The sequence below is a fragment of the Sporosarcina aquimarina genome (assembly GCF_019748715.1).
In the GTDB taxonomy this organism is placed as follows: domain Bacteria; phylum Bacillota; class Bacilli; order Bacillales_A; family Planococcaceae; genus Sporosarcina; species Sporosarcina newyorkensis.
This window is the reverse complement of the sequence record NZ_JACLBZ010000013.1, coordinates 71,138-92,685: the sequence shown is the minus strand read 5'-3', so window position 1 is coordinate 92,685 and position 21,548 is coordinate 71,138. Positions and strand designations below refer to the sequence as shown.

19 protein-coding genes and 5 tRNA genes are annotated in these 21,548 nt (G+C 42.3%); 17 read left to right on the top strand and 7 right to left on the bottom strand.

Going from position 1 to position 21,548, the window contains the following annotated elements; translation table 11 throughout:
• Positions 1-95: 95 nt before the first annotated feature.
• Positions 96-761 (bottom strand): polysaccharide deacetylase family protein, encoded by a 666-nt coding sequence (locus tag H7J92_RS07580; protein ID WP_078818302.1) that lies wholly within the window; start codon positions 759-761, stop codon positions 96-98.
• Positions 762-937: 176 nt separating this feature from the next.
• Between H7J92_RS07580 and H7J92_RS07575 the strand changes: the two genes are divergently transcribed.
• From H7J92_RS07575 to H7J92_RS07510, 14 genes are all read left to right on the top strand, one after another.
• A tRNA-Asn gene (locus H7J92_RS07575) sits at positions 938-1,012 on the top strand.
• Positions 1,013-1,019: 7 nt separating this feature from the next.
• Positions 1,020-1,095, top strand: a tRNA-Thr gene (locus H7J92_RS07570).
• 16 nt (positions 1,096-1,111) lie between these two features.
• Positions 1,112-1,186, top strand: a tRNA-Glu gene (locus H7J92_RS07565).
• An 80-nt stretch (positions 1,187-1,266) separates the two neighbouring features.
• Positions 1,267-1,351: transfer RNA gene (locus H7J92_RS07560), tRNA-Tyr, on the top strand.
• 46 nt (positions 1,352-1,397) lie between these two features.
• A tRNA-Gln gene (locus H7J92_RS07555) sits at positions 1,398-1,472 on the top strand.
• A gap of 218 nt (positions 1,473-1,690) precedes the next feature.
• Positions 1,691-3,796, top strand: a complete 2,106-nt coding sequence (locus H7J92_RS07550) for a sensor domain-containing protein (RefSeq protein WP_221836296.1) — start codon at positions 1,691-1,693, stop codon at positions 3,794-3,796.
• A gap of 17 nt (positions 3,797-3,813) precedes the next feature.
• Positions 3,814-4,719 (top strand): arginase, encoded by a 906-nt coding sequence (gene rocF / locus H7J92_RS07545; protein WP_009498956.1) that lies wholly within the window; start codon positions 3,814-3,816, stop codon positions 4,717-4,719.
• 181 nt (positions 4,720-4,900) lie between these two features.
• The gene (sigW, locus tag H7J92_RS07540; protein ID WP_009498954.1) at positions 4,901-5,464 is read left to right on the top strand and encodes an RNA polymerase sigma factor SigW; all 564 of its coding nucleotides are present in this window, start codon (positions 4,901-4,903) and stop codon (positions 5,462-5,464) included.
• Positions 5,465-5,476: 12 nt separating this feature from the next.
• Positions 5,477-6,112 (top strand): anti-sigma factor family protein, encoded by a 636-nt coding sequence (locus tag H7J92_RS07535; RefSeq protein ID WP_221836294.1) that lies wholly within the window; start codon positions 5,477-5,479, stop codon positions 6,110-6,112.
• 158 nt (positions 6,113-6,270) lie between these two features.
• The gene (cdaA, locus tag H7J92_RS07530; RefSeq protein ID WP_009498952.1) at positions 6,271-7,107 is read left to right on the top strand and encodes a diadenylate cyclase CdaA; all 837 of its coding nucleotides are present in this window, start codon (positions 6,271-6,273) and stop codon (positions 7,105-7,107) included.
• Positions 7,100-8,443, top strand: a complete 1,344-nt coding sequence (locus tag H7J92_RS07525) for a CdaR family protein (protein WP_009498951.1) — start codon at positions 7,100-7,102, stop codon at positions 8,441-8,443. Before cdaA ends, H7J92_RS07525 begins: the two co-directional genes overlap by 8 nt.
• 53 nt (positions 8,444-8,496) lie before the next feature.
• Positions 8,497-9,846 carry a phosphoglucosamine mutase gene (glmM, locus tag H7J92_RS07520; protein WP_040759912.1) on the top strand — a complete coding sequence of 450 codons (1,350 nt, stop codon included), beginning with the start codon at positions 8,497-8,499 and terminating at the stop codon, positions 9,844-9,846.
• Between the two features lie 129 nt (positions 9,847-9,975).
• Positions 9,976-11,595 carry a diguanylate cyclase gene (locus H7J92_RS07515; protein ID WP_221836291.1) on the top strand — a complete coding sequence of 540 codons (1,620 nt, stop codon included), beginning with the start codon at positions 9,976-9,978 and terminating at the stop codon, positions 11,593-11,595.
• 15 nt (positions 11,596-11,610) lie between these two features.
• On the top strand, positions 11,611-11,976 hold the full coding sequence (locus H7J92_RS07510) for a response regulator transcription factor (protein WP_009498948.1): 366 nt from the start codon (positions 11,611-11,613) through the stop codon (positions 11,974-11,976).
• 201 nt (positions 11,977-12,177) lie between these two features.
• Here H7J92_RS07510 and H7J92_RS07505 read toward each other — a convergent pair whose 3' ends face one another.
• The 3 genes from H7J92_RS07505 to H7J92_RS07495 all read right to left on the bottom strand — a co-directional run bounded on the left by H7J92_RS07505 (position 12,178) and on the right by H7J92_RS07495 (position 16,530).
• Positions 12,178-15,009: an ATP-binding protein gene (locus tag H7J92_RS07505; protein ID WP_221836288.1), complete on the bottom strand. Its 2,832-nt coding sequence runs from the start codon at positions 15,007-15,009 to the stop codon at positions 12,178-12,180.
• Positions 15,010-15,103: 94 nt separating this feature from the next.
• Positions 15,104-15,919, bottom strand: coding sequence for a phosphate ABC transporter ATP-binding protein PstB (gene pstB / locus H7J92_RS07500; protein ID WP_009498946.1), 816 nt, complete (start codon positions 15,917-15,919; stop codon positions 15,104-15,106).
• A gap of 170 nt (positions 15,920-16,089) precedes the next feature.
• The gene (locus H7J92_RS07495) at positions 16,090-16,530 is read right to left on the bottom strand and encodes a YtoQ family protein (RefSeq protein WP_221836285.1); all 441 of its coding nucleotides are present in this window, start codon (positions 16,528-16,530) and stop codon (positions 16,090-16,092) included.
• A gap of 191 nt (positions 16,531-16,721) precedes the next feature.
• On the opposite strand from H7J92_RS07495, the gene H7J92_RS07490 reads away from it, so the two are divergent.
• Positions 16,722-16,916 (top strand): YwbE family protein, encoded by a 195-nt coding sequence (locus tag H7J92_RS07490; RefSeq protein ID WP_009498944.1) that lies wholly within the window; start codon positions 16,722-16,724, stop codon positions 16,914-16,916.
• Between the two features lie 16 nt (positions 16,917-16,932).
• Positions 16,933-17,361, top strand: coding sequence for a DUF1801 domain-containing protein (locus tag H7J92_RS07485; protein WP_221836282.1), 429 nt, complete (start codon positions 16,933-16,935; stop codon positions 17,359-17,361).
• Between the two features lie 38 nt (positions 17,362-17,399).
• Here H7J92_RS07485 and H7J92_RS07480 read toward each other — a convergent pair whose 3' ends face one another.
• Positions 17,400-18,362: an alpha/beta fold hydrolase gene (locus tag H7J92_RS07480; protein ID WP_246602650.1), complete on the bottom strand. Its 963-nt coding sequence runs from the start codon at positions 18,360-18,362 to the stop codon at positions 17,400-17,402.
• 46 nt (positions 18,363-18,408) lie between these two features.
• Positions 18,409-18,732: a YbjQ family protein gene (locus H7J92_RS07475; RefSeq protein WP_009498940.1), complete on the bottom strand. Its 324-nt coding sequence runs from the start codon at positions 18,730-18,732 to the stop codon at positions 18,409-18,411.
• Positions 18,733-18,987: 255 nt separating this feature from the next.
• On the opposite strand from H7J92_RS07475, the gene putP reads away from it, so the two are divergent.
• Positions 18,988-20,469: a sodium/proline symporter PutP gene (gene putP / locus H7J92_RS07470; protein WP_009498939.1), complete on the top strand. Its 1,482-nt coding sequence runs from the start codon at positions 18,988-18,990 to the stop codon at positions 20,467-20,469.
• Positions 20,470-20,526: 57 nt separating this feature from the next.
• Here the strand turns inward: putP and H7J92_RS07465 are convergent, their stop codons facing one another.
• On the bottom strand, positions 20,527-21,522 hold the full coding sequence (locus H7J92_RS07465) for an NADPH:quinone oxidoreductase family protein (RefSeq protein WP_221836280.1): 996 nt from the start codon (positions 21,520-21,522) through the stop codon (positions 20,527-20,529).
• Positions 21,523-21,548: the final 26 nt, after the last annotated feature.

Sequence of the window (21,548 nt, the reverse complement as noted above, 5' to 3'; positions counted from 1 at the left end):
AAATTCATTACTATACTTAGCCATAATAAAACACCCCAAAAGTTAGATTTTGAACTCTAACTTTTGGGGTGCACGTCAATGCCGCTGTCGGTTTTTTACTTTGGAATTTTTTTAGTTTTAATTTTGGGTTGAAAAAGTAGATCTTCAACAGATTGAAACGGTCGGCTCGCCATTAAACGCTCTATATCCTCCACCTGCGCTCGTTCGTCTAAATGGTGAGGAATGGAAATGATATCACCTGCTGCAGCTTTGGGCAAAGCACCCTCTTTCCAATGAACAGTCGAACCGAGCGCATTGATTTCTGCTTCGTTTAACTTATGTAGCAGAGGCTGTGGAAATTGCTCATCAACAGTGCGAAACCATAATGGCCTTGTTTCAAAAAAAGTCTCAAACTGATCCAATTGCTGTTCAAATAATTCACGATCGACCTCATACCTATTGCCTTCCTGCCCAAGCAATGCGACAGGCAAAGAACGCTTCTTCATCTCTTCGACGAGGTTTGGAAAGCGGGATGCCCATTCTACGTCAACAAACAGCAGCGGATATGGTTGAGTCAGCTGCTCCAAAAGATCCTTCACTTCTTGCTCGCCAAATGAAATGTTAATGGTCAAAGCAGAACCTTGGGAACCTCTTACGATGACTGTCGGGTTTTCGGTTAAACGAAAAGCAGTCGTTAAAGCGGGGGATGGTTTGATCAGTTGTGGCAAATATAAAATAAGTAAAAAGCATAGTGTCAAAAGGAGTATGATTTTTTTGAGCATACAGATCTCCTTATTTTTAAAAGTATAAATTAATATATGAAAAAGCCTTGACGCATATGACCGAGCCGCTATATAATAAAAAAGGTTAAAGTATTAAAAGAAAGTTGTTGCACATACTTAATAAGTGTGATACAATGATTTTTGTCGTTAGAGATAGCAACTAACTATTTTATTTTTCCGCAGTAGCTCAGTGGTAGAGCAATCGGCTGTTAACCGATCGGTCGTAGGTTCGAATCCTACCTGCGGAGCCATTTCTATGCTTCCATAGCTCAGCAGGTAGAGTGCTTCCATGGTAAGGAAGAGGTCGCCGGTTCGAGCCCGGCTGGAAGCTCCATGAACGCTATTTTCATGGCCCCTTGGTCAAGCGGTTAAGACACCGCCCTTTCACGGCGGTAACACGGGTTCGAATCCCGTAGGGGTCACCATTATTTTTATAACAAGTTAAGTAATGCGCGTCATATCTCGTTGAAGAAGCGAGTTGAGCGAGAAATTGTAATTTTAACACGGTGGGGTAGCGAAGTGGCTAAACGCGGCGGACTGTAAATCCGCTCCCTCCGGGTTCGGCGGTTCGAATCCGTCCCCCACCACCATGTTTGTTTTATTTTACACTCAATAAGAACGTAACCAGCTTCACGTTGGGGTATAGCCAAGCGGTAAGGCAACGGACTTTGACTCCGTCATTCGTTGGTTCGAATCCAGCTACCCCAGCCATTTTACTTTTATTAAAGAATATAATGCATAATGAATCCTTATTATTATTAAAATAATGAAGGGTTTTTTTGTGTTTAAATTTAAGTGATAGGTATAGAAGAGAATGATTAATCGTGTATACTATTTAATAATACATATAGGCATTTTCTCTTGTAGAATAAATAAAAATATATAAACATAGGGATTGTGATATAGATATGCAAGAGTTTCTTAATGGTATGGAGAAATTCATCAAACCTAATAGTTCAAAAGGATTGCAAAAACTTCTTGGTGACATTGCCTACACTTTGGAACAGGCCGCCATTGTTTCCATTACCGATCCTCGGGGAACGATTCAATACGCCAATGAAAAATTTGAAAAACTCTCAAAGTATCCATTAAAAGAACTAATTGGAGCCAATCAACGGATTGTCAATTCTGATTACCATGATGCTTCCTTCTTCAAGGAAATGTGGGCGACAATCGGAAGTGGAAAGACGTGGAGAGGAGATATCCGAAACCAAGCCAAAGACGGGTCCTATTATTGGGTTGATACAACGATTGTCCCTTTTTTGAATGACAAAGGCAAACCCAAACCCTATCAGTACGTATCCATCCGTTATGATATTACAGCTAGAAAGTTGATGGAGGAAGAGATACGAAAAAACGCAGAGCTCTATGAAATTATTACAACCAATGCTTCAGACTTCATTGCAATCATTGATCGCGATGGGAAGTTTCAATACTTGTCTCCTTCTTTCGAAAATTTGTTGGGCTACTCTTTGGATAGCTTGTATTCTGATACGTTATATTCCATTCTCTATAAAAAGGACCGTCAAAAAGTAGAAAGGAAGATTGCGCAATTCAAAGGGTTTCACCGGAAGGCTATCGGTTTAGAATATTCCATGCTGGATGTGAAGGGTGGCTTGCATGTCATGGAAGCCAAGTTAAATGAAGTGCGAGGCTCCATTGATTACGAAGACCAGCTATTGGTCGTCATGCATGACGTGACAGAGCGTGTGAAATCTGAAGAAAAGATCAAACATCTTGTCTATAATGATCAGCTAACTTCTTTGATGAACCGTAATTCATTCCGCGAGCAATTGGCTCTAGCTTTTGAAAGGGCAAAGACTAGGAAGCAAGTATTTGCGCTCGTACATATCAATATTGACCGTCTGCGTTACGCCAACGATCTTTTAGGTCATGAGGCGGGGGATTACTTGTTGTCGATGGTCGGTGAAAGATTAAAAAAGAAAACCGGTCCGGAAAGTTTGCTGGCACGGATTGCTGGAGACGAATTTGCTTTTATTGTAACGGGGTTGTCGGACGAGACAGAAATCTACAATTATGCTGAAGAAATACGGTTGTATTTGGAGCAACCTATTCAGGTGGGGCAACAAACGTATTCGTTATCTATTAGTTGTGGTATCTCAATGTATCCTGAACATGCCAATCAACCGTCTGAACTGGTGACGAAAGCGACATTGGCGCTTGGAAAAGTGAAGACGCGAGGTGGCAGTGACAGTGAGATGTATGAGCATGGTACCTCTAAAATGTCATTGGAAAGAATTTTATTGGAAAATGAAATGCGGAAAAGTATACAGCAACAGCATTTTTATTTGGAGTATCAGCCCAAAGTATTTTTAGGAACTGGTGAATTAACTGGCGTAGAAGTGCTTGTCCGATGGAACCATCCAGATTTAGGTGTGATTCCTCCAATGAAATTTATTCCCCTTGCGGAAGAAACGAAAATTATTGTATCCCTTGGTGAATGGATTTTACGAGAGGTTTGTAAGCAAGCAGCTGCAGAGATCGAAGCCGGTGAATTTTGTAAGTTCGCGGTCAATGTTTCGACTGTACAGATGAAAGAAGAAGGTTTTGCCGATTCGGTATTGAGTATTCTGGAGGAATTTCAAGTTCCCGCTAACATGTTGGAATTGGAGTTGACGGAAAGTTCGTTTATGGATACAGAAGGAATGAAAGAATCCATTCAAAAGCTTCGAAGTATCGGTATCACGGTGGCCATTGATGATTTCGGAACAGGATATAGTACATTTAGCTATATTAAAGAACTTCCTGCTGATACATTGAAAATTGATATGGCATTTGTGCGGGATATATTGGAAAATGAAAATAGTCAGGCGATTGTAAAAGCGATCGTGACACTGGCGGATACAGCAGGATTGAATGTGGTGGCTGAAGGTATTGAATTAAATGAACAAGCGAAGATGCTTTACAACTTAGGTTGTAGAGAAGGGCAGGGCTATTATTTTGGTCGTCCAACCACTTTATTGGAAGCAAAAAAAGCAAACTATAATTCTTCTGAAATTAACAAGAAAATGTAATATAAGGGGGAAGTGCTATGCGCAATCTGGATATTTCGATGATCGGTGTACCTATAGATCTTGGTCAGAGCAGACGTGGAGTGGATATGGGACCGAGTGCCATGCGGTACGCGGGAGCTGTGGAGCGGTTACGTGCATTAGGCCATCAGGTAATGGATCAAGGCAATATAGTAATATCAGCTGTACATGAAAAAACAAGTTCTGAAGCTGGGCTGAAAAACTTGGAAGAAGTGACGGCTGCAACTGTTAAGTTGGCTGAAGCGGTCTCGAATATCGTAGCGGATAATCATTTTCCTTTAGTACTTGGCGGGGATCACAGCATTGCGATTGGCACACTCGCAGGATTAGCGGATCACTACAAAAACCTTGGTGTCATTTGGTATGATGCACATGCAGATATGAATACACGTGAAACCTCGCCTTCAGGTAACATACACGGAATGCCGCTTGCGGTCAGCATGGGTCTTGGACATGAGCGCTTGGTTAATGTGCATCGGGATGGTGTGAAAATTGATCCGAGAAACGTTGTCATTATCGGTGCGCGTGCATTAGACCCGGGAGAACGGAAATTAATTAAAGAACAAGGCGTAAAAGTATTCACTATGCATGAAATTGATCGCTACGGCATGTCTGCCGTCATTCAGCAAACCCTTGAATACTTTTCAACCCGTCAAGTTGATGGTGTTCACTTATCTCTGGACTTGGATGGCTTAGATCCTCTTTATACGCCAGGCGTAGGGACGCCGGTCCCAGGAGGTATCACGTACCGTGAAAGCCACTTGGCGATGGAGTTACTTGAAGATGCAAAAGTCATCACTTCGGCAGAATTCGTTGAAGTCAATCCTGTGCTTGATGAATACAATAAGACTGCAGACGTCGCAGTCGCCCTGATGGGTTCGTTATTCGGTGAAAAATTATTGTAATCAGACGTGACGAAAGCCGATAAAGGCTTCCGTCACTTTTTTAGCTGTAAACTTTTTATCATTTTACGGTGTAAAAATGATAAAGTAGAAGAGGACACAAAAAAGTGGAGAAAAAATGAAACCAAATGAAGTTTCTAACGTATATAGAGGGACAGCCGCATGGAGCGGAGAGTGAAGCCTAATGGATGAATTGATTACAAAACGAGTTAAAGAAGTGTTGAATGGCAATCAAGATGCTTTTGAGGAAATTGTCATTCATTTTCAACATCGGTTGTATCAAGTATGCTACCGTATGCTGAATAACGCTGCAGAAGCAGAGGACATAGCGCAGGAAGCATTCGTACGTGCCTATGTCAATTTGGAGACGTTTGATCAAAAGCGGAAGTTTTCGACCTGGCTCTATCGCATTGCTACAAATTTATGCATTGACCGAATCCGTAAGAAAAAACCGGATTATTACTTGGATGCCCAGGTACCAGGAACAGAAGGCTTAGATATGTATTCGCAAATTGCTGCAGATCAGCGTTTACCAGAAGAAGAAGTGGAAAAGATGGAAATGAAAGACCGTATTCAGTATGAAGTAAGCAGGCTGCCCGATAAATACCGTACGATAATCATTTTACGATATATGGAAGACCTACAGTTGCAGGAAATCGCCGACATTTTGGAGATGCCTCTAGGCACAGTCAAGACGCGAGTACATCGCGGACGAGAAGCACTTCGGCAACAAATGGGGAGTATGTAGGAGGTTGGATTCATGGAAAAATGTCCTAAACATGTTGTCCATTATATGCATGCGTTTTTAGATGGAGAAATTAGCAGTGAAGAAGAAAAAATTTTAACAAAACATTTGGAGTCTTGTGAAGACTGCAAGGCGTTGATGGAAGAATTAGAGCAGACGGAGACGCTCTTTGAGAATGTAGCAACAGTACAGGCGCCGTCTGGATTTACCAATAATGTTATGGCGAGATTACCGCAACCCATCAAGCAAAAAGGACCTAAAAAGTGGTTGCGGCAGCATCCGATGATGGCAGCAGCAGCACTATTCCTTATTCTGATGAGTGCATCTTTTTTCTCAAGCTTTGAAAACGAACAGCAATTTTCATTTACAAAACAGCCTAATATCATAGTCGAAGGGGAAACAGTCATCGTACCCGCAGGCGAGGTTGTAAAGGGTGATTTAGTTGTGAAAAATGGTGATCTTCGAATTGAAGGCGAAGTGGATGGCGATGTTACAGTCATCCGCGGTTCGAAATACATGGCTTCAACGGCTGTCATTACAGGGTCGAGTGAAGAGATCGATGAAGTGTTTGATTGGCTTTGGTATAAAATAAAATCTGTCGCGAAAGAGGTTATTCCTTCTTCGAAAGATGACAAATCGAACAACGAATAGTTATATTGATAGTTTTGATAAGTGATGTGAGCAGCAAAGCTCTTGCATCACTTTTTTGTCGTTTGTCGAATAGTAGGACACCCTTTAGATAGGCATGTTAGCTGGAAATTATGCTATACTAGATGAATAAGAACTTTTGTAAAAGGTAGGGGAAGCACATGCCGGTTTTGGAGCAGGTAACAACATTAGCACCAATGGAAATTCTGAAAAATATTGTGGATGTGCTTCTTGTTTGGTTTGTACTATATAAATTAATTACAATTATTAAAGGAACGAAAGCCGTCCAATTATTGAAGGGTATTTTCGTTATTTTGATCGGACGTTACCTTACCGAATGGCTGGGATTAAAGACACTTCAATGGATGATGGAAGAAGTTCTCCGATGGGGTTTCTTAGCCGCAATTATTATATTCCAGCCAGAACTACGCCGGGCTTTGGAGCAATTAGGGAGAGGTCGACTGTTTGCACGCACTGCTATGCAGGAAGAAGAGGAACGCGACCGTTTAGTGAGTGCCTTCAGCAAATCAGTCAGTTATATGGCTAAACGCCGGATCGGTGCTTTAATTACAATTGAAAAAGAAACGGGTTTAAGCGAATATATTGAAACGGGTATCCCGATGAATTCGCATATTTCATCCGAATTGCTGATCAACATTTTCATTCCGAATACTCCGTTGCATGACGGTGCGGTTATCGTAACTAAAAATCGCATTGCCGCTGCAGCCTGTTACTTGCCGTTATCTGAAAGCCCGTTCATTTCGAAGGAACTTGGTACGCGACACCGTGCTGCGCTTGGCATCAGCGAAGTGACAGATGCCGTAACGATTATTGTGTCTGAGGAAACGGGTGCCGTCAGCTTAACGGTGGACGGGGATATCAACCGTCATTTAGACATGGATGAATTTGAAAAGTTATTAAGGATTTCATGGTTTGGAAGCGAAGTCGGTCAAGCGGATACTTCTCTATGGAAGTGGGGGAAGAGAAAAAATGGATAAATTCATGGACAGCCCCTGGTCTCTGCGTCTGATTGCTCTGTTTTTGGCTATTATGCTGTTTTTTACAGTAAAAGCCGAAGATCAAACGAGCCGCAATACAGCAAATGATGTTGTCGCTCTCATTCAAGATGTTCCGGTAGAGGTATATTATGATACAGAAAACCTAGTCGTGACAGGCGTTCCGGAAATGGTCAATTTAACAATTGAAGGGCCTGCCAATATTGTGCAGACAACAAAAGTGCTGAAAGATTTCACATTGAAGTTGGACTTGCAAAATTTGACGTTGGGAGAACATACTGTACGGATCCAAGCAGAGAACTTATCCGACAAGCTGGACGTTCGTTTGGATCCCGCAACCGTGCATGTCAATATTGAAGAGAAAGTGACACAATCATTCCGCGTAGATCCCGAAATGAATACAAGATTACTTGCGGAAGGTTATGAAGTGAAAAATATAGAAGTTCAACCGGCTACTATTAGCGTGACAGGTGCAAAGAGTATTGTGGAAGCCATCAGTTTTGTGAAAGTGTCGGTAACTGGCGACAACAATTTGAATAAGTCTTTTGAGCAAAAGGCACGGGTTCGTATTTTGGACCGAGACTTGAATAAAATGTCTGTTTTATTAGATCCAGAAGAAGTGACAGTCAAGGTGGATGTACAGGAATACAGTCGTGAGGTACCGGTAAAGTTAATTCGGAAGGGAAAAGCGGCAGATGAGCTGACAATTGAAAGCTTGACACCAGTAGATGAATTGGTTCGTGTATACGGTGCAAAAAGTGCAGTGGAGGCCATTAATGAAATACCAGTAGAGGTCGATCTTTCGAAAGTGAGTAAATCTGGTAAGTTCGAAGTGGATGTTAAAAAGCCAGAAGGCGTTAGTAAAGTGACACCGAATAAAATAAAAGTACAAGTTAAAGTATCTGGCGATTCAACAAAGTCTGATGAGAGCGAAGAATCGGTGGAGGAAGAAGTAACAATGGGGGATACGGAAGAACCTGAAGCCGAGACACCCCCGACCACCCCGACCACTGCGCAAGTAACACAGCAAATTACGGACATCCCAATATCAGTCAGAAATCTTGATCCCATTTATACTGCTTCTATTAAGCAACCGTCCAACGGCAATGTGTCGTTACAAGTAACAGGGGATAAAGCCGTTGTCGAACGATTGAAACAAACAGATATAGCGGTATATATTGATGCAGCCAATGTAAATGCGGAAGGTGAAGTCTCCGGGCCTTTACTTGTAGAGGCACCTAAAGAAATTTCATGGAAATTGGCAGTTCGAAGTGCCGTATTTGACGTACAACTTGTCGAAGCAAAAACGAAAGCTTGAGATTCGTAATACCAGTGATCCAATTAGGATATGATCGAAAGGAAGAATTTAAAATGACACAGTATTTTGGTACAGATGGAGTCCGAGGTATTGCAAATACCGAACTGACACCAGAACTTGCGTTTAAACTAGGTAGAATTGGCGGATATTTACTCACAAGAGATGTAGAAGGAAAGGCAGAAATTCTTGTGGGAAAAGACACTCGAATTTCTGGGGCTATGCTTGAAAATGCTTTGATCGCAGGATTATTGTCAGTAGGAGCGGAAGTCATGAGACTTGGCGTTATCAGTACACCTGGCGTCGCCTATCTGACAAGAGTGATGAATGCACAAGCTGGAGTTATGATATCGGCTTCTCATAATCCTGTAGAGGATAACGGCATCAAGTTTTTTGGCGAGGACGGTTTTAAATTGACCGACGCGCAAGAGGCAGAATTTGAAAAGCTGCTGAATGAAGAGGAAGACAAGTTACCGCGTCCAATTGGTGGACAGGTAGGAACGATAACAGAGTACTTTGAAGGCGGACAAAAATATATCCAGTATTTAAAACAAATTGTGGATGAAGACTTTGAAGGAATTCACGTTGCGTTGGATTGTGCACACGGAGCTACTTCCGTATTGGCGACACATGTATTTGCTGATCTCGATGCCGATTTGACAACAATGGGTGCTTCTCCGAACGGCTTAAATATTAATGACGGTGTTGGATCAACGCATCCCGAGACATTGGCAGGCTTGGTTATTGAAAAGAACGCAGATATCGGTTTGGCATTTGACGGAGATGGAGATCGTCTCATCGCAGTAGATGAAAAAGGAAATATTATAGATGGCGATCAAATCATGTTTATTGTAGGCCGATACTTACATAGCAAGGGTCGTTTGAAAGCGGACACGATCGTTTCTACTGTGATGAGTAATCTAGGGTTTTATAAAGCGTTGGAAGAGTGCGGAATGAAAAGTGTACAAACGGCTGTCGGTGATCGATATGTCGTGGAAGAAATGCGCAAAAATCATTATAATTTAGGCGGAGAACAATCGGGCCACATCATCTTCATGGATTATAATACGACAGGCGATGGTCTGCTCACGGCATTACAATTAGTTAATATCATGCAGCAAACAGGCAGAAAACTATCCGATTTGGCCAGTGAAATGAAAGTATATCCCCAAAAACTTGTAAATATCCGAGTGGTCGATAAACATGCGGTTATGGAGAACATCCGTATCGTCAGCGTCATCAATGAAGTCGAACGGGAAATGGCTGGGCAAGGACGTGTGCTTGTACGCCCATCAGGTACAGAGCCACTCGTACGAGTGATGGTAGAAGCGACGACGGAAGAACAATGCGCAGAATATGCGGAACGGATTTCATTCGTAGTGAAAGAGGAAATGGGTTTGGAATAAGTAACGTCAATGAAGCTGGAAACAGGCATATACGTGTTTCCAGCTTCATTTTCATATAGGGAAATAGATAAAAGGAACTTGATTATGAATCGATGGGGAAATGCTTCCGATGGACGAGGGGGGAAGGAAATGAACCAAAAAAAGTACCAGGATATGTTGGCGCAACGAACGGAGAACATCTTTAAGGATTGGGAAGCAAGAGGTAGCTTAACAGAGCGCGAATTGTATTACTTCCTCCATAAGCTTAAAGGAACGTCCGGAACGATTGAATTACAACAGTTGTCTCTTTTTTGTGCATCTCAGCTAGAAATCTTGTCTTCTTCCAATGATCAGAAGATTCCTGTGTCATCATTGGAAAACTTGAAAAATCGTATTCGTTCTCATTTTGATGGCTCTGAAGCTGTCAAAAAAGAAGAATTCCAATTACCGGACTGCTACATTAATCAATTAGATCAAGAAACATTTATTTTAATTATTGATGACGATTTAGAGTTTGTTTCTTACTTAAAGGAACTGCTTGAGAAAATGGGCGCCCAAGTAATTATTTCATTGAATGGCAAGCGGGGAATCGAGCAGTTTTATTCCATGCGGCCGAGTATAATACTTGTAGATACAAAATTACCGGATATGTCAGGTTTTGAAGTTCTTGATCAAATTGCAGATACGGCTAGACAGAAAAATACGATGGTAGCTCTCACTAGCGAGCAGGCTACTAAAGAAAACGAGATTGAGAGTTATCGAAGAGGGGCTATGGACTTTATTCCAAAGCCGTTTGATATGGACATTTTTTTCCCTTATTTGTTTAATCGGCAGCAACGACAACATGCAATTAGCAGCAGTATTATTACAGATAGTCTGACGGGTATTGGTAATCGTCGCTATTTCGATGAAGTCATTAATAACTTTGCGAAAAAAGCAGATCAGTCAGATACAACATTCTCTTTAGTGATGGTAGACTTAGATCATTTTAAACAAGTGAATGATTTATATGGGCATCCAGCAGGTGACGATGTATTACGGAAATTCGGTGAAATTCTCCATGATGAAAAACGCGAGGGTGACTATGTTTTCCGTTATGGCGGAGAGGAATTTGCCTTATTGTTCGTTAATCTCCAAGCAGATGAGGCGGTTCATGTAGTGGAGCGCATTCGCAATAAATTTAATCCACTCTCCTTCAATTCAGGCGACCAATCATTCAATGTGACATTTTCAGCTGGCAGTGCTGACTATCAGGGTGATACAAAAGATCTAATTTCAGCCGCAGATCAAGCGTTATATGAAGCAAAGCGGACAGGCAGGAACCGAACCATCCTGTATGATCAGCGAAAGCGTATGGTCAAGCGGAAGTTAATGGTCATTATTGTAGATGATGACTCATTTATTCGGCAAATTCTTCAGCAAACTTTGCTGGAATTGCAATCACCTGATATTGAGTTTACTGTAAAGACCTATTCAGATGGTCCGGCTTTTCTCGAAGATGACTGGTATACGCCAGATGACTACTTTATAGTGTTGTTGGATGGTGTTATGCCGAAAATGGATGGGCTAGAAGTGTTGAGCCGTTTAAAAAGCGACCACGCCAAAACAAATGTGACGGTTTCAATGATGACAGCAAGAAAGAGTGCAAACGATATTAAAGCAGCGCTATGGTTAGGGGCGGACGACTATATTATCAAGCCGTTTCAGCCGGCAGACGTACTAGGTCGTATTGAAAAATTGGCCAATCGTTTGTTTGATAAGAGAGAATAGAAGGGAGACCGCGCCATGTCATATGCAGAGAAGAAAGTGTTGGTTGTAGATGATGAAGAAATTTTACGTATGCTGCTGACAGATACATTAGAATTCGCGGGGTTTCAAGTCGACGAGGCAGAGGATGGGCTGGAAGGATTGCGGAAAATCCAAGAAAATCAGTATGATGCCGTTCTTCTGGATTATATGATGCCTCATATGACGGGTTTGGAAGTACTGGAGCGTATACAACCGCTCCAGCTCGACACTACTGTGATCATGCTGACAGCAAAAGCGCAGCGGGAAGATCAGGAGGCAGCCATAGAAAGAGGGGCTGCGTATTTTGTCCCCAAGCCTTTTAGTCCGAATGAGCTGGTTGAATTACTGAACTCGATTTTCTGAATCAATATCATAAAAAAGGCTGTCGCTGGAAGATATTTTGTCTTTGAAGTGACAGCCTTTTTTTGCACGGTTGGAAAAGGGAGCAGCAGACCACCTTACCCCTTCCGCAACAATGCGTATACTTAGAATAAATAAAAAGCTTTCGTATACAAAACAAAAGCCATCCGAAAAGTCAAAATGACTTCTCGAACAGCTCATTTTTTACTCGCTGTCAGGGTATAAAATCCTGCCGTCTGCACGCTGGACAGTTTCCATGAGTGTCGAAGATAGATCCTGAAGTGAGTATGGCTTTGTTAGATAATGTTCAATCTTAAATTCTTTCATCAGCTGTGGCTCTTTTTCCAAAGACGAAGAGATGATGACTGGGATAGAAGCAGTTTCCTTCTGTTCTTTCATCTTTCTAATCAACTCCCAGCCATTTTCATTGCCGCTTAATTTTAAATCAACTACGACAGCGGCTGGCTGCATTCTTTGCATGCAACTAAACGCTTGGTCCACTGTTGAATGATGGATCACTGAAAATCCGTTGTTTGCCAATTCCTCTCCCAATAACAATGCAATATTGACGTCGTCTTCTACTACATTCACAAGTGGCTTGTCTAAATTGACAGGCCCCGTTGGCAATTGCTGTTTTAGGGGAAGAGTAATAAATACCGTCGTACCTACGTTCTCTTCTGATTCTATCCAGATTCGCCCGTTGTGGTCTTTTATGATTTCTTGGCAAATGGACAGACCAAGACCTGTACCACCTATTTTCCTGCTGTAACTATTATCGAATCGATAAAATTTCTCGAAAAGATGACTGATGTCTTCTTTAGGGATTCCGATACCTTGGTCTGTAATCGACAGGATGATTGAATCCTGTTGATTCCATAATGTCACATTTACATCACCGCCGTTTGGAGAAAATTTAACGGCATTACTAAGTATATTCGTGAAAACCTGAATCATTCGATCTCGATCGGCAGCAACCATAGAGGCGCAAGTAATATCTTGGATCTTGATGTTGTGCAATGAGGATTGGGTCTCTAAATTATCCACTGTTTGCCGCATAAGATCGACTAAAGATATTTCTTCTACCGTGTAAGCCAGTCGGCCTGATTCCATGCGTTGAAGATCCAGAAAATCATTGATCAGTGCAGTCAAGCGTGTAGCCTCATTATAAATAGTTTCTAAATAACGTTTTTTTCGTTTTTCGTCCATTTCCTTATTCAGCAACAACTCGGAAAAACCGAGAATACTAGACAATGGGGTGCGTAGTTCGTGACTAACTGTAGAGACCAGTTCGGTCTTCATTTGATCCACTTCATGCTCGTGTGTCATATCCCGATGCACGAAGATGGTACCGACTTTATCTCCTTGAATGACGATCGGTACACTGTAGACGTTCATGACGCGTGATTCTGCGGATGGCAGCGAAACAATATAGGAATAATTTCTGAATTCCTGATTTTCCGGATCAAGCGCTTCATTCAAAAACTTTTTGTATTGTTCGGGCTCACTGATTCGCTGTAAGAAACATTCTGTCCATTTGTCTCTGGGCCATTTCTTATGCTCCATCTCAGGCTCCATGCCCAGCAGTTCGAATAGGGCGGCATTGTACTGATCGTCTTCATCAGTGCTGGAAACAAACTGAATTCCTTCATTAATATTGTCTAGGATGTTCTGATTAAGCTGACGTTCATGGCTGATCAATTCGTATTGTTCAATCCGATCCACTGAGATCGCGATTCTTCTAAGCAATCCATAAAGGTCTGTTTGATCGTCTTCAGTGAAGGGTTTACCAATACGAGAAAGTATGGAGATAACGTTTAATTCGTTTTCAGAATTGTAGATACCCGCCACGAAATCATAAACGAACGTCGTATTTCCTGCAACGCCTTTCTCATAATCCGCCTCCCGTTTGATCACGAAGTAAGGCTCTTTTTCAAGTCGAAGCTTTATGTATTCCATCCGCTCTTGTTTGACCTCTTCAAAGAATTTTTCAGACATGCCTTTCAGCGAAGAGACATTACTTTTTGGGAACCAAAGGAAGCTGAGATCCGATTGATAGATTGTGTCGAGATAATCCGATGTTTGATCACAGACTTCTTGTTTATCCAATGAAAGCGATAGTAAATGACTGAGACCGTTATATCGTTCCAAGCGAACACGCGAAAAGCGTGCTTCAGACAGGGCATATTCCATTTTTGTCTGTCGATTGAACAGCTCATCCTGCTGAGAGATCAATTCTTCATTCTGAGCAAGTAGTTCCTGTTCGTTCGTCTGGATGCGCTGCATCATCTTATGAATAGCTTGAGATAAAGCACCTATTTCATCTTCTCTGGTAATGGGTTGGAAAAGTATTTTGCCTTCGGTTTCATATTGATCCGCTGCGTAGGTGATTTTTTCTACTGGTCGTATTACCCGATTTATTACATTCCAAACCATGTAGATAGGAATAAGCAAAAAAGCGAAACTGAGTAAGGTGATAAGTAAAAAGAATACATTGGTTTGTTTTTTCGTTTGTGCATAAGACTGGGAAAGTTCTTCTTGCGCATTTAGATTATACTCATTAGCATATTCGATGAAGCGATTTACGGATAAATTTGATCCGCTTTTTGCAAGTTCACGCAATCCTTCGTAGTCGTTATCTGCAACAAGTTGGATGGCTTTTGGAAACGTTCCATTTTCATAATCTGTTAGAAAGTTATCAATTTCTCCAATCATCTTTTGTTCTTCTGCATTAAGAGAAAGTGATTTGTATTGACGTGAATAGGTATGGATATCCTGAAATGCCTGAAATGCACCATTCAGTTCACCTTCTATTTGGAATGAATAATACCCGCGGATACGAAAAAATAAGTCCTGGATAGAATTCGAAATAAGCTCTACCAATTGAGCCTTTTCAAAGGATTCTTGACGTGCCTCTTCCAAATCTGTCCAAGAATTTTTGACGTATTTATACATACTGCCCATGCCGATCACTGCGATTAACAATGATACGAGAAATACATTAATATATTGCTGGCGAATCCCTCTTTTACGCGACATTCGGCTGCCCCTTCCTGACTGCTTCTATACATCTATTCTACCATCTGAAGTAGTTTAAGGGCAGTTGGAATTTGCAGAAGAAATACGCAATTAATCAACCGAAGCGACCGTTGATATAATCGTCCGTCAATGAATCGGTTGGACGCTCAAAAATAATTGGAGTGGAGTTCATTTCAATCATTTCTCCATTTAAGAAAAACGCAGTCTGGTCAGAAATACGGGAAGCTTGTTGCATATTATGCGTCACAATGACAATCGTTACTTCCTGTTTGAGTTGAGTGATGAGTTCCTCGACTTTATGAGTAGAGATCGGATCCAAGGCAGAAGTTGGTTCATCCATCAGCAGCACCTCAGGGGAAACAGCTAACGCGCGGGCTATGCACAGACGTTGCTGCTGCCCACCCGATAGACTCATTGCAGGCTTTTGCAGTCGGTCTTTCACTTCATCCCACAATGCTGCTTTACGCAAGCTATCTTCTACAACATGTTCTATTACATCCTTTTGACGGATCCCTTGAATTTTCAGACCGAATGCAACGTTTTCGAAAATAGATTTAGGAAAAGGATTTGGCTTTTGGAAAATCATACCGACCTTCGTGCGCAATAGCTCAACGGGCAGTGCAGGAGAGAAAATTGTTTCCTCCATGAATGTCAATGTGCCGGAAATATGGACTTCTGCTTGCAGTTCCACCATCCGATTTAGCGTCTTGAGAAAAGAGGATTTACCGCATCCGGAAGGACCGATAATCGCCGTCACTTCTTTTTCATGAATCGTCATATCCAAATTTTTAAGTGCATGTGACGTTCCATACCAAAGATTTAATTTATCTGCTTGATACACCGGCTTATTCCAGTTTGCATTATTCATCACGCGAAGTTTCGGTTCTTCAATCCGCTCTTTTAGTACCATCTGTCGAAAACCTCCATTTGTTCGTTAACTTTACTGTACAGGAGATGTGTTGAGTGAGTGTGAAGGGTGTGTAAAGAGTTTGTAAAGATGCGATGAGTGAGGAGGTGCTTATAAAAACTTATTAAAAATAAATGAACAGGGAAGCAACCAGTCGTGGTTGCTTCCCTGTTTTATTCAAAAATATACTCCAAAGCGCGGACGGCTTGATCGACAGATTCAACCGTTAGATGAGCTTTGCGTGATAGTTCTTTTAATGGGTGATGATGGTTTTTCTGACGAATTAAAATGAGTGGTTTGCCGTATGCAACGGCTGCACTCGCATCCATTGCGGTATTCCACTGCTTGTACTGCTCACCGAATAAAGCAATAACGATGTCTGATTTCTTCATTAAGATTTCGGTACGTAAGTTGTTGAAGCTTGAAGCAGCGGCATCTTTAAAAATTGGATCGGGCTGTTCCCCTAAAATTTCTTCCCCGATGTTATCCGAGCGGTCATGAACTTCCATCGGACCGACGAAATCGACCGGCAGCTGCAGTTTTTCTGCCTGCTGCTTGACCTCATCTCGCCATGACGTGTGAATCTCCCCAGCTAGGTATACTGTTAATCGCATACTTATCCCCTCCTAGTTAGATAGACTTTATTGTATCATGCATTTTACCTTCCTTCATTAGAAGTACTTGAAAGTGAGGCGTGTGAAGGTCCTTCATTACTGTTAAATTTTCTAGCTCATGTAAGAGACCAATACGAGTATAAGGGGAATTGGTTATGGTACACTGAATAAAAAGAGGAGCGGTTTAATTTATGAATGGACAAAATCGAGCGGACATCAAGCCAGGGCTGCAGGTAGCAGTCATCTTGAAAAAGGATCAGCGAAGCGGTGTGAAAACGGAGGGGGTCGTTAAGGATATATTGACCAATTCAAGCTTTCACCCGCATGGGATTAAAGTGCGGTTAGAGGATGGACAAGTCGGCCGAGTGGCAGAAATTTTGGGATGAACGGGGCTGAATTCTCATGTATGAGTTGAAGACGAAGGAAACGGACGATAGTGTAATTGAATTTATTGAGAGAGTGGAGAATCTGAAAAAGCGAGAGGATGCGTACCGCTTGCTTGATATATTTACTGAAACCACGGGTCATGAAGCGAAGATGTGGGGACCTAGCATTATCGGGTTCGGCTCCTATCATTATGTATATAAAACGGGCCATGAAGGGGAAGCACCACTCGTGGGGTTTTCTCCGCGTAAAGCCAAGATCAGCCTATACTTTGCAACAGGTGATCCTGAACGGGAACAGTTACTAGAGAGTTTCGGCAAGCATACGAGCGGCAAGGCCTGCGTCTATATTAATAAAGTGCTGGATATCGATGTGGAAGTGCTGAAAGATCTGATTCGGCAATCTGTTACGTTTTTACAGGAGTTTTATCCGAAAGAACAGAGATGAGAAAAAGAGAGGCAATTGAACCTCTCTTTTTTATATTCCTACCGGTTGTTCATCATCTCGATAAAACGTGTGGAATCCTCAGCTATTTGTATAGATTCAATGTTATGAACGTAGTGAGAGCAGTTTAATTCTATCAATTTACTATTGCTTTGATCGGCAACAAAATCTTTTTGAAAACCGACCCAATTACTCTTATCCAAGCCAGTACCTTGCCCATTCGATACAAACAACAGCATCGGAATATCAACAGGCAAACTTTCTTGTACACGCTTCGCATTGTCTTTAATTTCAATGACTTCATTGAGCATATTTTGAGTGGCGGTCCTTCGGTAGAAGGTCACCTCATATAGTTCTTTCTCATCTTCCGTCAATGTCCCGTACCTCATCGCGTCACTTTGAGATAATGCAGGAAACCATCTTGTTGCACCGATATCCGCAACCAGCTTACCTAATCGAACTAGGGGCATATTGATTTTCATCTGTTCGTACACGCCGGGGACGGCCATATCTAAACCAATGATGGCTTTTACTTCATCCGGATAGATCTGTGCCCAATGCAATGCTTCAATTCCTGACATAGAATGGGGCAATAAAATGAAAGGCCCCTCCGCTCCAGCCTGAAATAGAGCTTCTCTCGTCTCAGACAGAATCGTATCTATATCACGTTGCGAATCCGTTATTTCACTGAATCCATAACCGGCTCTTTCCACTACTGCAATTTGATGTGTATCGCTTAATAATGAATACAGTGACTTGAAATCCAACGACGGTGAACTCGTACCGCTGCCCGATAAAAATACCAAGGTTTCTTTCCCTGTACCTTCCGTATACACATGTATTTTATGATCGTTCACTTCTATCAACACGCCAGTTGGAATAAATTTCTCGTTCTCTTTTTTGAGTTTTGCTTGGTGATTCACATGACTGATACCAATGAGTACTAAAAAACTAGCAATCAAAGTTAAAGCAGTGATCATCATAAATTTACCAACTTTCCTCAACGTGTCGCCTCCAATAAATTATCCAGAGCGGCAAACTATTTGATGGTTATTCCCCGTCGCGATACGTAACAGCAGTTCCGGTCGCAATACACATCATCATACCTTCACGCACCATTTCAAAATCTAAATCCACGCCAATCACTGCATTCGCTCCCATACGACGAGCCTTTTCAGACATCTCCTCAATAGCAGTTTCACGCGCTTCTGTCAGTTTGCCTTCGTAGGCAGAGCTGCGTCCGCCCACGATATCTGTGACAGATGCAAAAATATCACGTACAATATTCGCTCCCATAATCGTCTCTCCTGATACAATCCCATGATATGTTTGTATTGTCCTTCCTTGTAAAGTATTTGTTGTCGTGTGTAACATACAATCTCCTCCTTTTGTTTGTATTTATACGTTATGAAAGTGAAGAAGGTTTCAAAATAGTTTGAACGGAGAAGATTAACTGTGAAACTACAATTAACAAGATTGTATCGACAAAGAATTTGTCGTACGAAATCATTTCCCGGGGAATATTGTCGGGAATAATTGTTTCAATATACGCACATTGGAATTACGGTTCAAAGTATCTTGTGGATAAGGTAAAATAGGTTTGTTGGTTAGAAAAAGGAGGGAGATTGTATGACGGAACAAACGTATCAGCTTATTTCGATTATTTTGTACATGGCAGCGATGTTATTTATCGGTTGGTACGCGTTCAAACGGACATCCAATCTGACGGATTATATGCTAGGCGGACGTTCACTTGGTCCCGCAGTCACGGCGTTAAGTGCTGGTGCTTCCGATATGTCGGGGTGGCTGTTGATGGGTCTTCCGGGTGCGATTTACTTAAGCGGTCTTGGTGAGGCGTGGCTTGCCATTGGATTGACGATAGGAGCCTATTTAAACTGGCTTTTGGTGGCACCGCGTTTGCGTGTGTACACACAAGTTTCAAATAACTCAATTACGATTCCAAGTTTCTTGGAGAATAGATTGAAAGATACCTCTCGCTTGCTGCGCGTTGCTTCAGGTATTATCATTTTAGTATTTTTCACCTTCTATGTCTCTTCAGGAATGGTGGCAGGGGGAAAGTTCTTTCACAGTTCATTCGGTTTAGAGTATCATACAGGGTTATTGATCGTATCCGCAGTTGTCATAGCCTATACGTTATTCGGCGGATTTTTGGCAGTAAGCTACACGGATTTCGTGCAAGGGCTGATTATGTTTTTAGCGCTTATCCTAGTGCCTTCAGTAGGAGTTTTCATCACAGGGGGCTTTACGGAAACAGTGGAAAGTATACGCCAAGTAGACCCGGCACTGTTTAGTTTAGTGTCCGGTGTAAGTGTATTGGGAGTTATATCCTCGCTCGCATGGGGGCTTGGTTATTTTGGTCAGCCGCATATTATTGTGCGTTTCATGGCGATAAAGTCAGTTAAAGAGACGAAAAGTGCTAGACGTATTGGAATTAGCTGGATGCTGTTGAGTTTGATTGGCGCCATCGCGACCGCGTTGGTAGGAGTAGCGTATTTTCAGCAAAATGATGCTGTGCTGGCGGATCGCGAAACGGTATTCATTGTCCTAGGTCAAATCTTTTTCCATCCTCTTATCGCAGGAATTATGCTGGCTGCGGTATTGGCCGCGGTCATGAGTACAATTTCATCCCAATTGATCGTTACATCTTCCGCGTTGGTAGAGGATTTGTACAAAGCAGTCTTCAAGTCGGATGCGTCAGATCGGCAGTATGTCTTTTTAGGGCGTGCAGCGGTTCTATTCGTTTCATTCGTCGCGTTAGTTCTTGCATGGCCAAATAAAGAGTCAGTTTTAAAACTAGTTTCGTTTGCTTGGGCAGGTTTCGGAGGGGCATTTGGACCGGTGATCCTCTTATCTCTTTATTGGAGAAAAATTACGGCTCAAGGTGCGTTGAGCGGTATGGTGACTGGAGCAATTACAGTCGGTGTGTGGGGCAGTTTTAAAGTCCTTTCTGATACACTTTATGAAATCGTTCCAGGATTTATCGTTTGTCTGATCGTGACGTATATCGTCAGTTTGGCAACATACCGAAAGAATGCTGACATTGAGCGTGAATACAATGAAACGATTTATTTATTGAAGAAAGAACGGTGACATACAAAACTGAGCCATCCGGTACACATTTAAGTGTGAGGATGGCTCTTTTTGAACTTACAACAATTTCACAATCATCCGACCTCGTGCTTCGCCTTGCAATAAAACCGGCAGTGCATCAGGCAACTCGTCCAATGAAATCTCCTTTTGCACAAGCTGTTCCAAGTCCGGCAGCTTCAAATCTGTTGCTAAACGGTCCCATACTTTTTTACGTGTATCCATTGGGCAATAGACAGAATCGATGCCGAGCAGATTGACCGCGCGTAAGATGAATGGGAACACGGCCGTTGGAACTTTCGTACCTGCTGTCAAACCGCTCACCGCTACTGATCCGCCATACTCAATTTGGCTCAATAACGAAGCTAGTGGCTCACCGCCGACCGGATCGACCGCTGCAGCCCATTTCTGTTTGCCGAGTGCACGAATTTTTCCGTCATAGACTTCTTCGCGCGAAACAATCGATTTAGCACCGATTGACTTTAAGTACGCATGCTCTTCTTGTTTGCCGGTGCTTGCTTCCACGTCATAGCCAAGCTTTGATAAAAATGAAATCGCAAAGCTGCCGACTCCGCCAGTCGCCCCTGTAACCAGAACTTTTCCTTTATCAGACGATACATGATTTTCTTCGAGACGCTGAACAGACAAGGCCGCCGTAAAGCCTGCTGTCCCGATAATCATTGCTTCTTTTAATGAAAGTCCTTCTGGAAGTGGAACGACCCAATCCGCTTGGACTCTCGCATATTCGCTGTACCCTCCGAATTGCGACACACCGATTTCGTAACTCGTTGCAATGACTTCATCGCCCTCTTTGAATCGTTCATCCGTTGAAGACACTACAACCCCTGCTAAATCAATACCAGGCACCATCGGATAGTTTTGCACGATGTTTCCGTTAGGTATTGAAGCGAGGCTGTCTTTATAATTGATGCCCGAGTAATGGACGCGAATCAGCACGTCACCTTCAGGCAGATCGTCCAATGAAAGTTGTTGGACCTGTACTGAAAATTGTCCTTCCTGCTTGTCTACTACAAGTGCGTTAAATGATTGGGACATGAAATTTCTCCTTCCACTATGTAAAG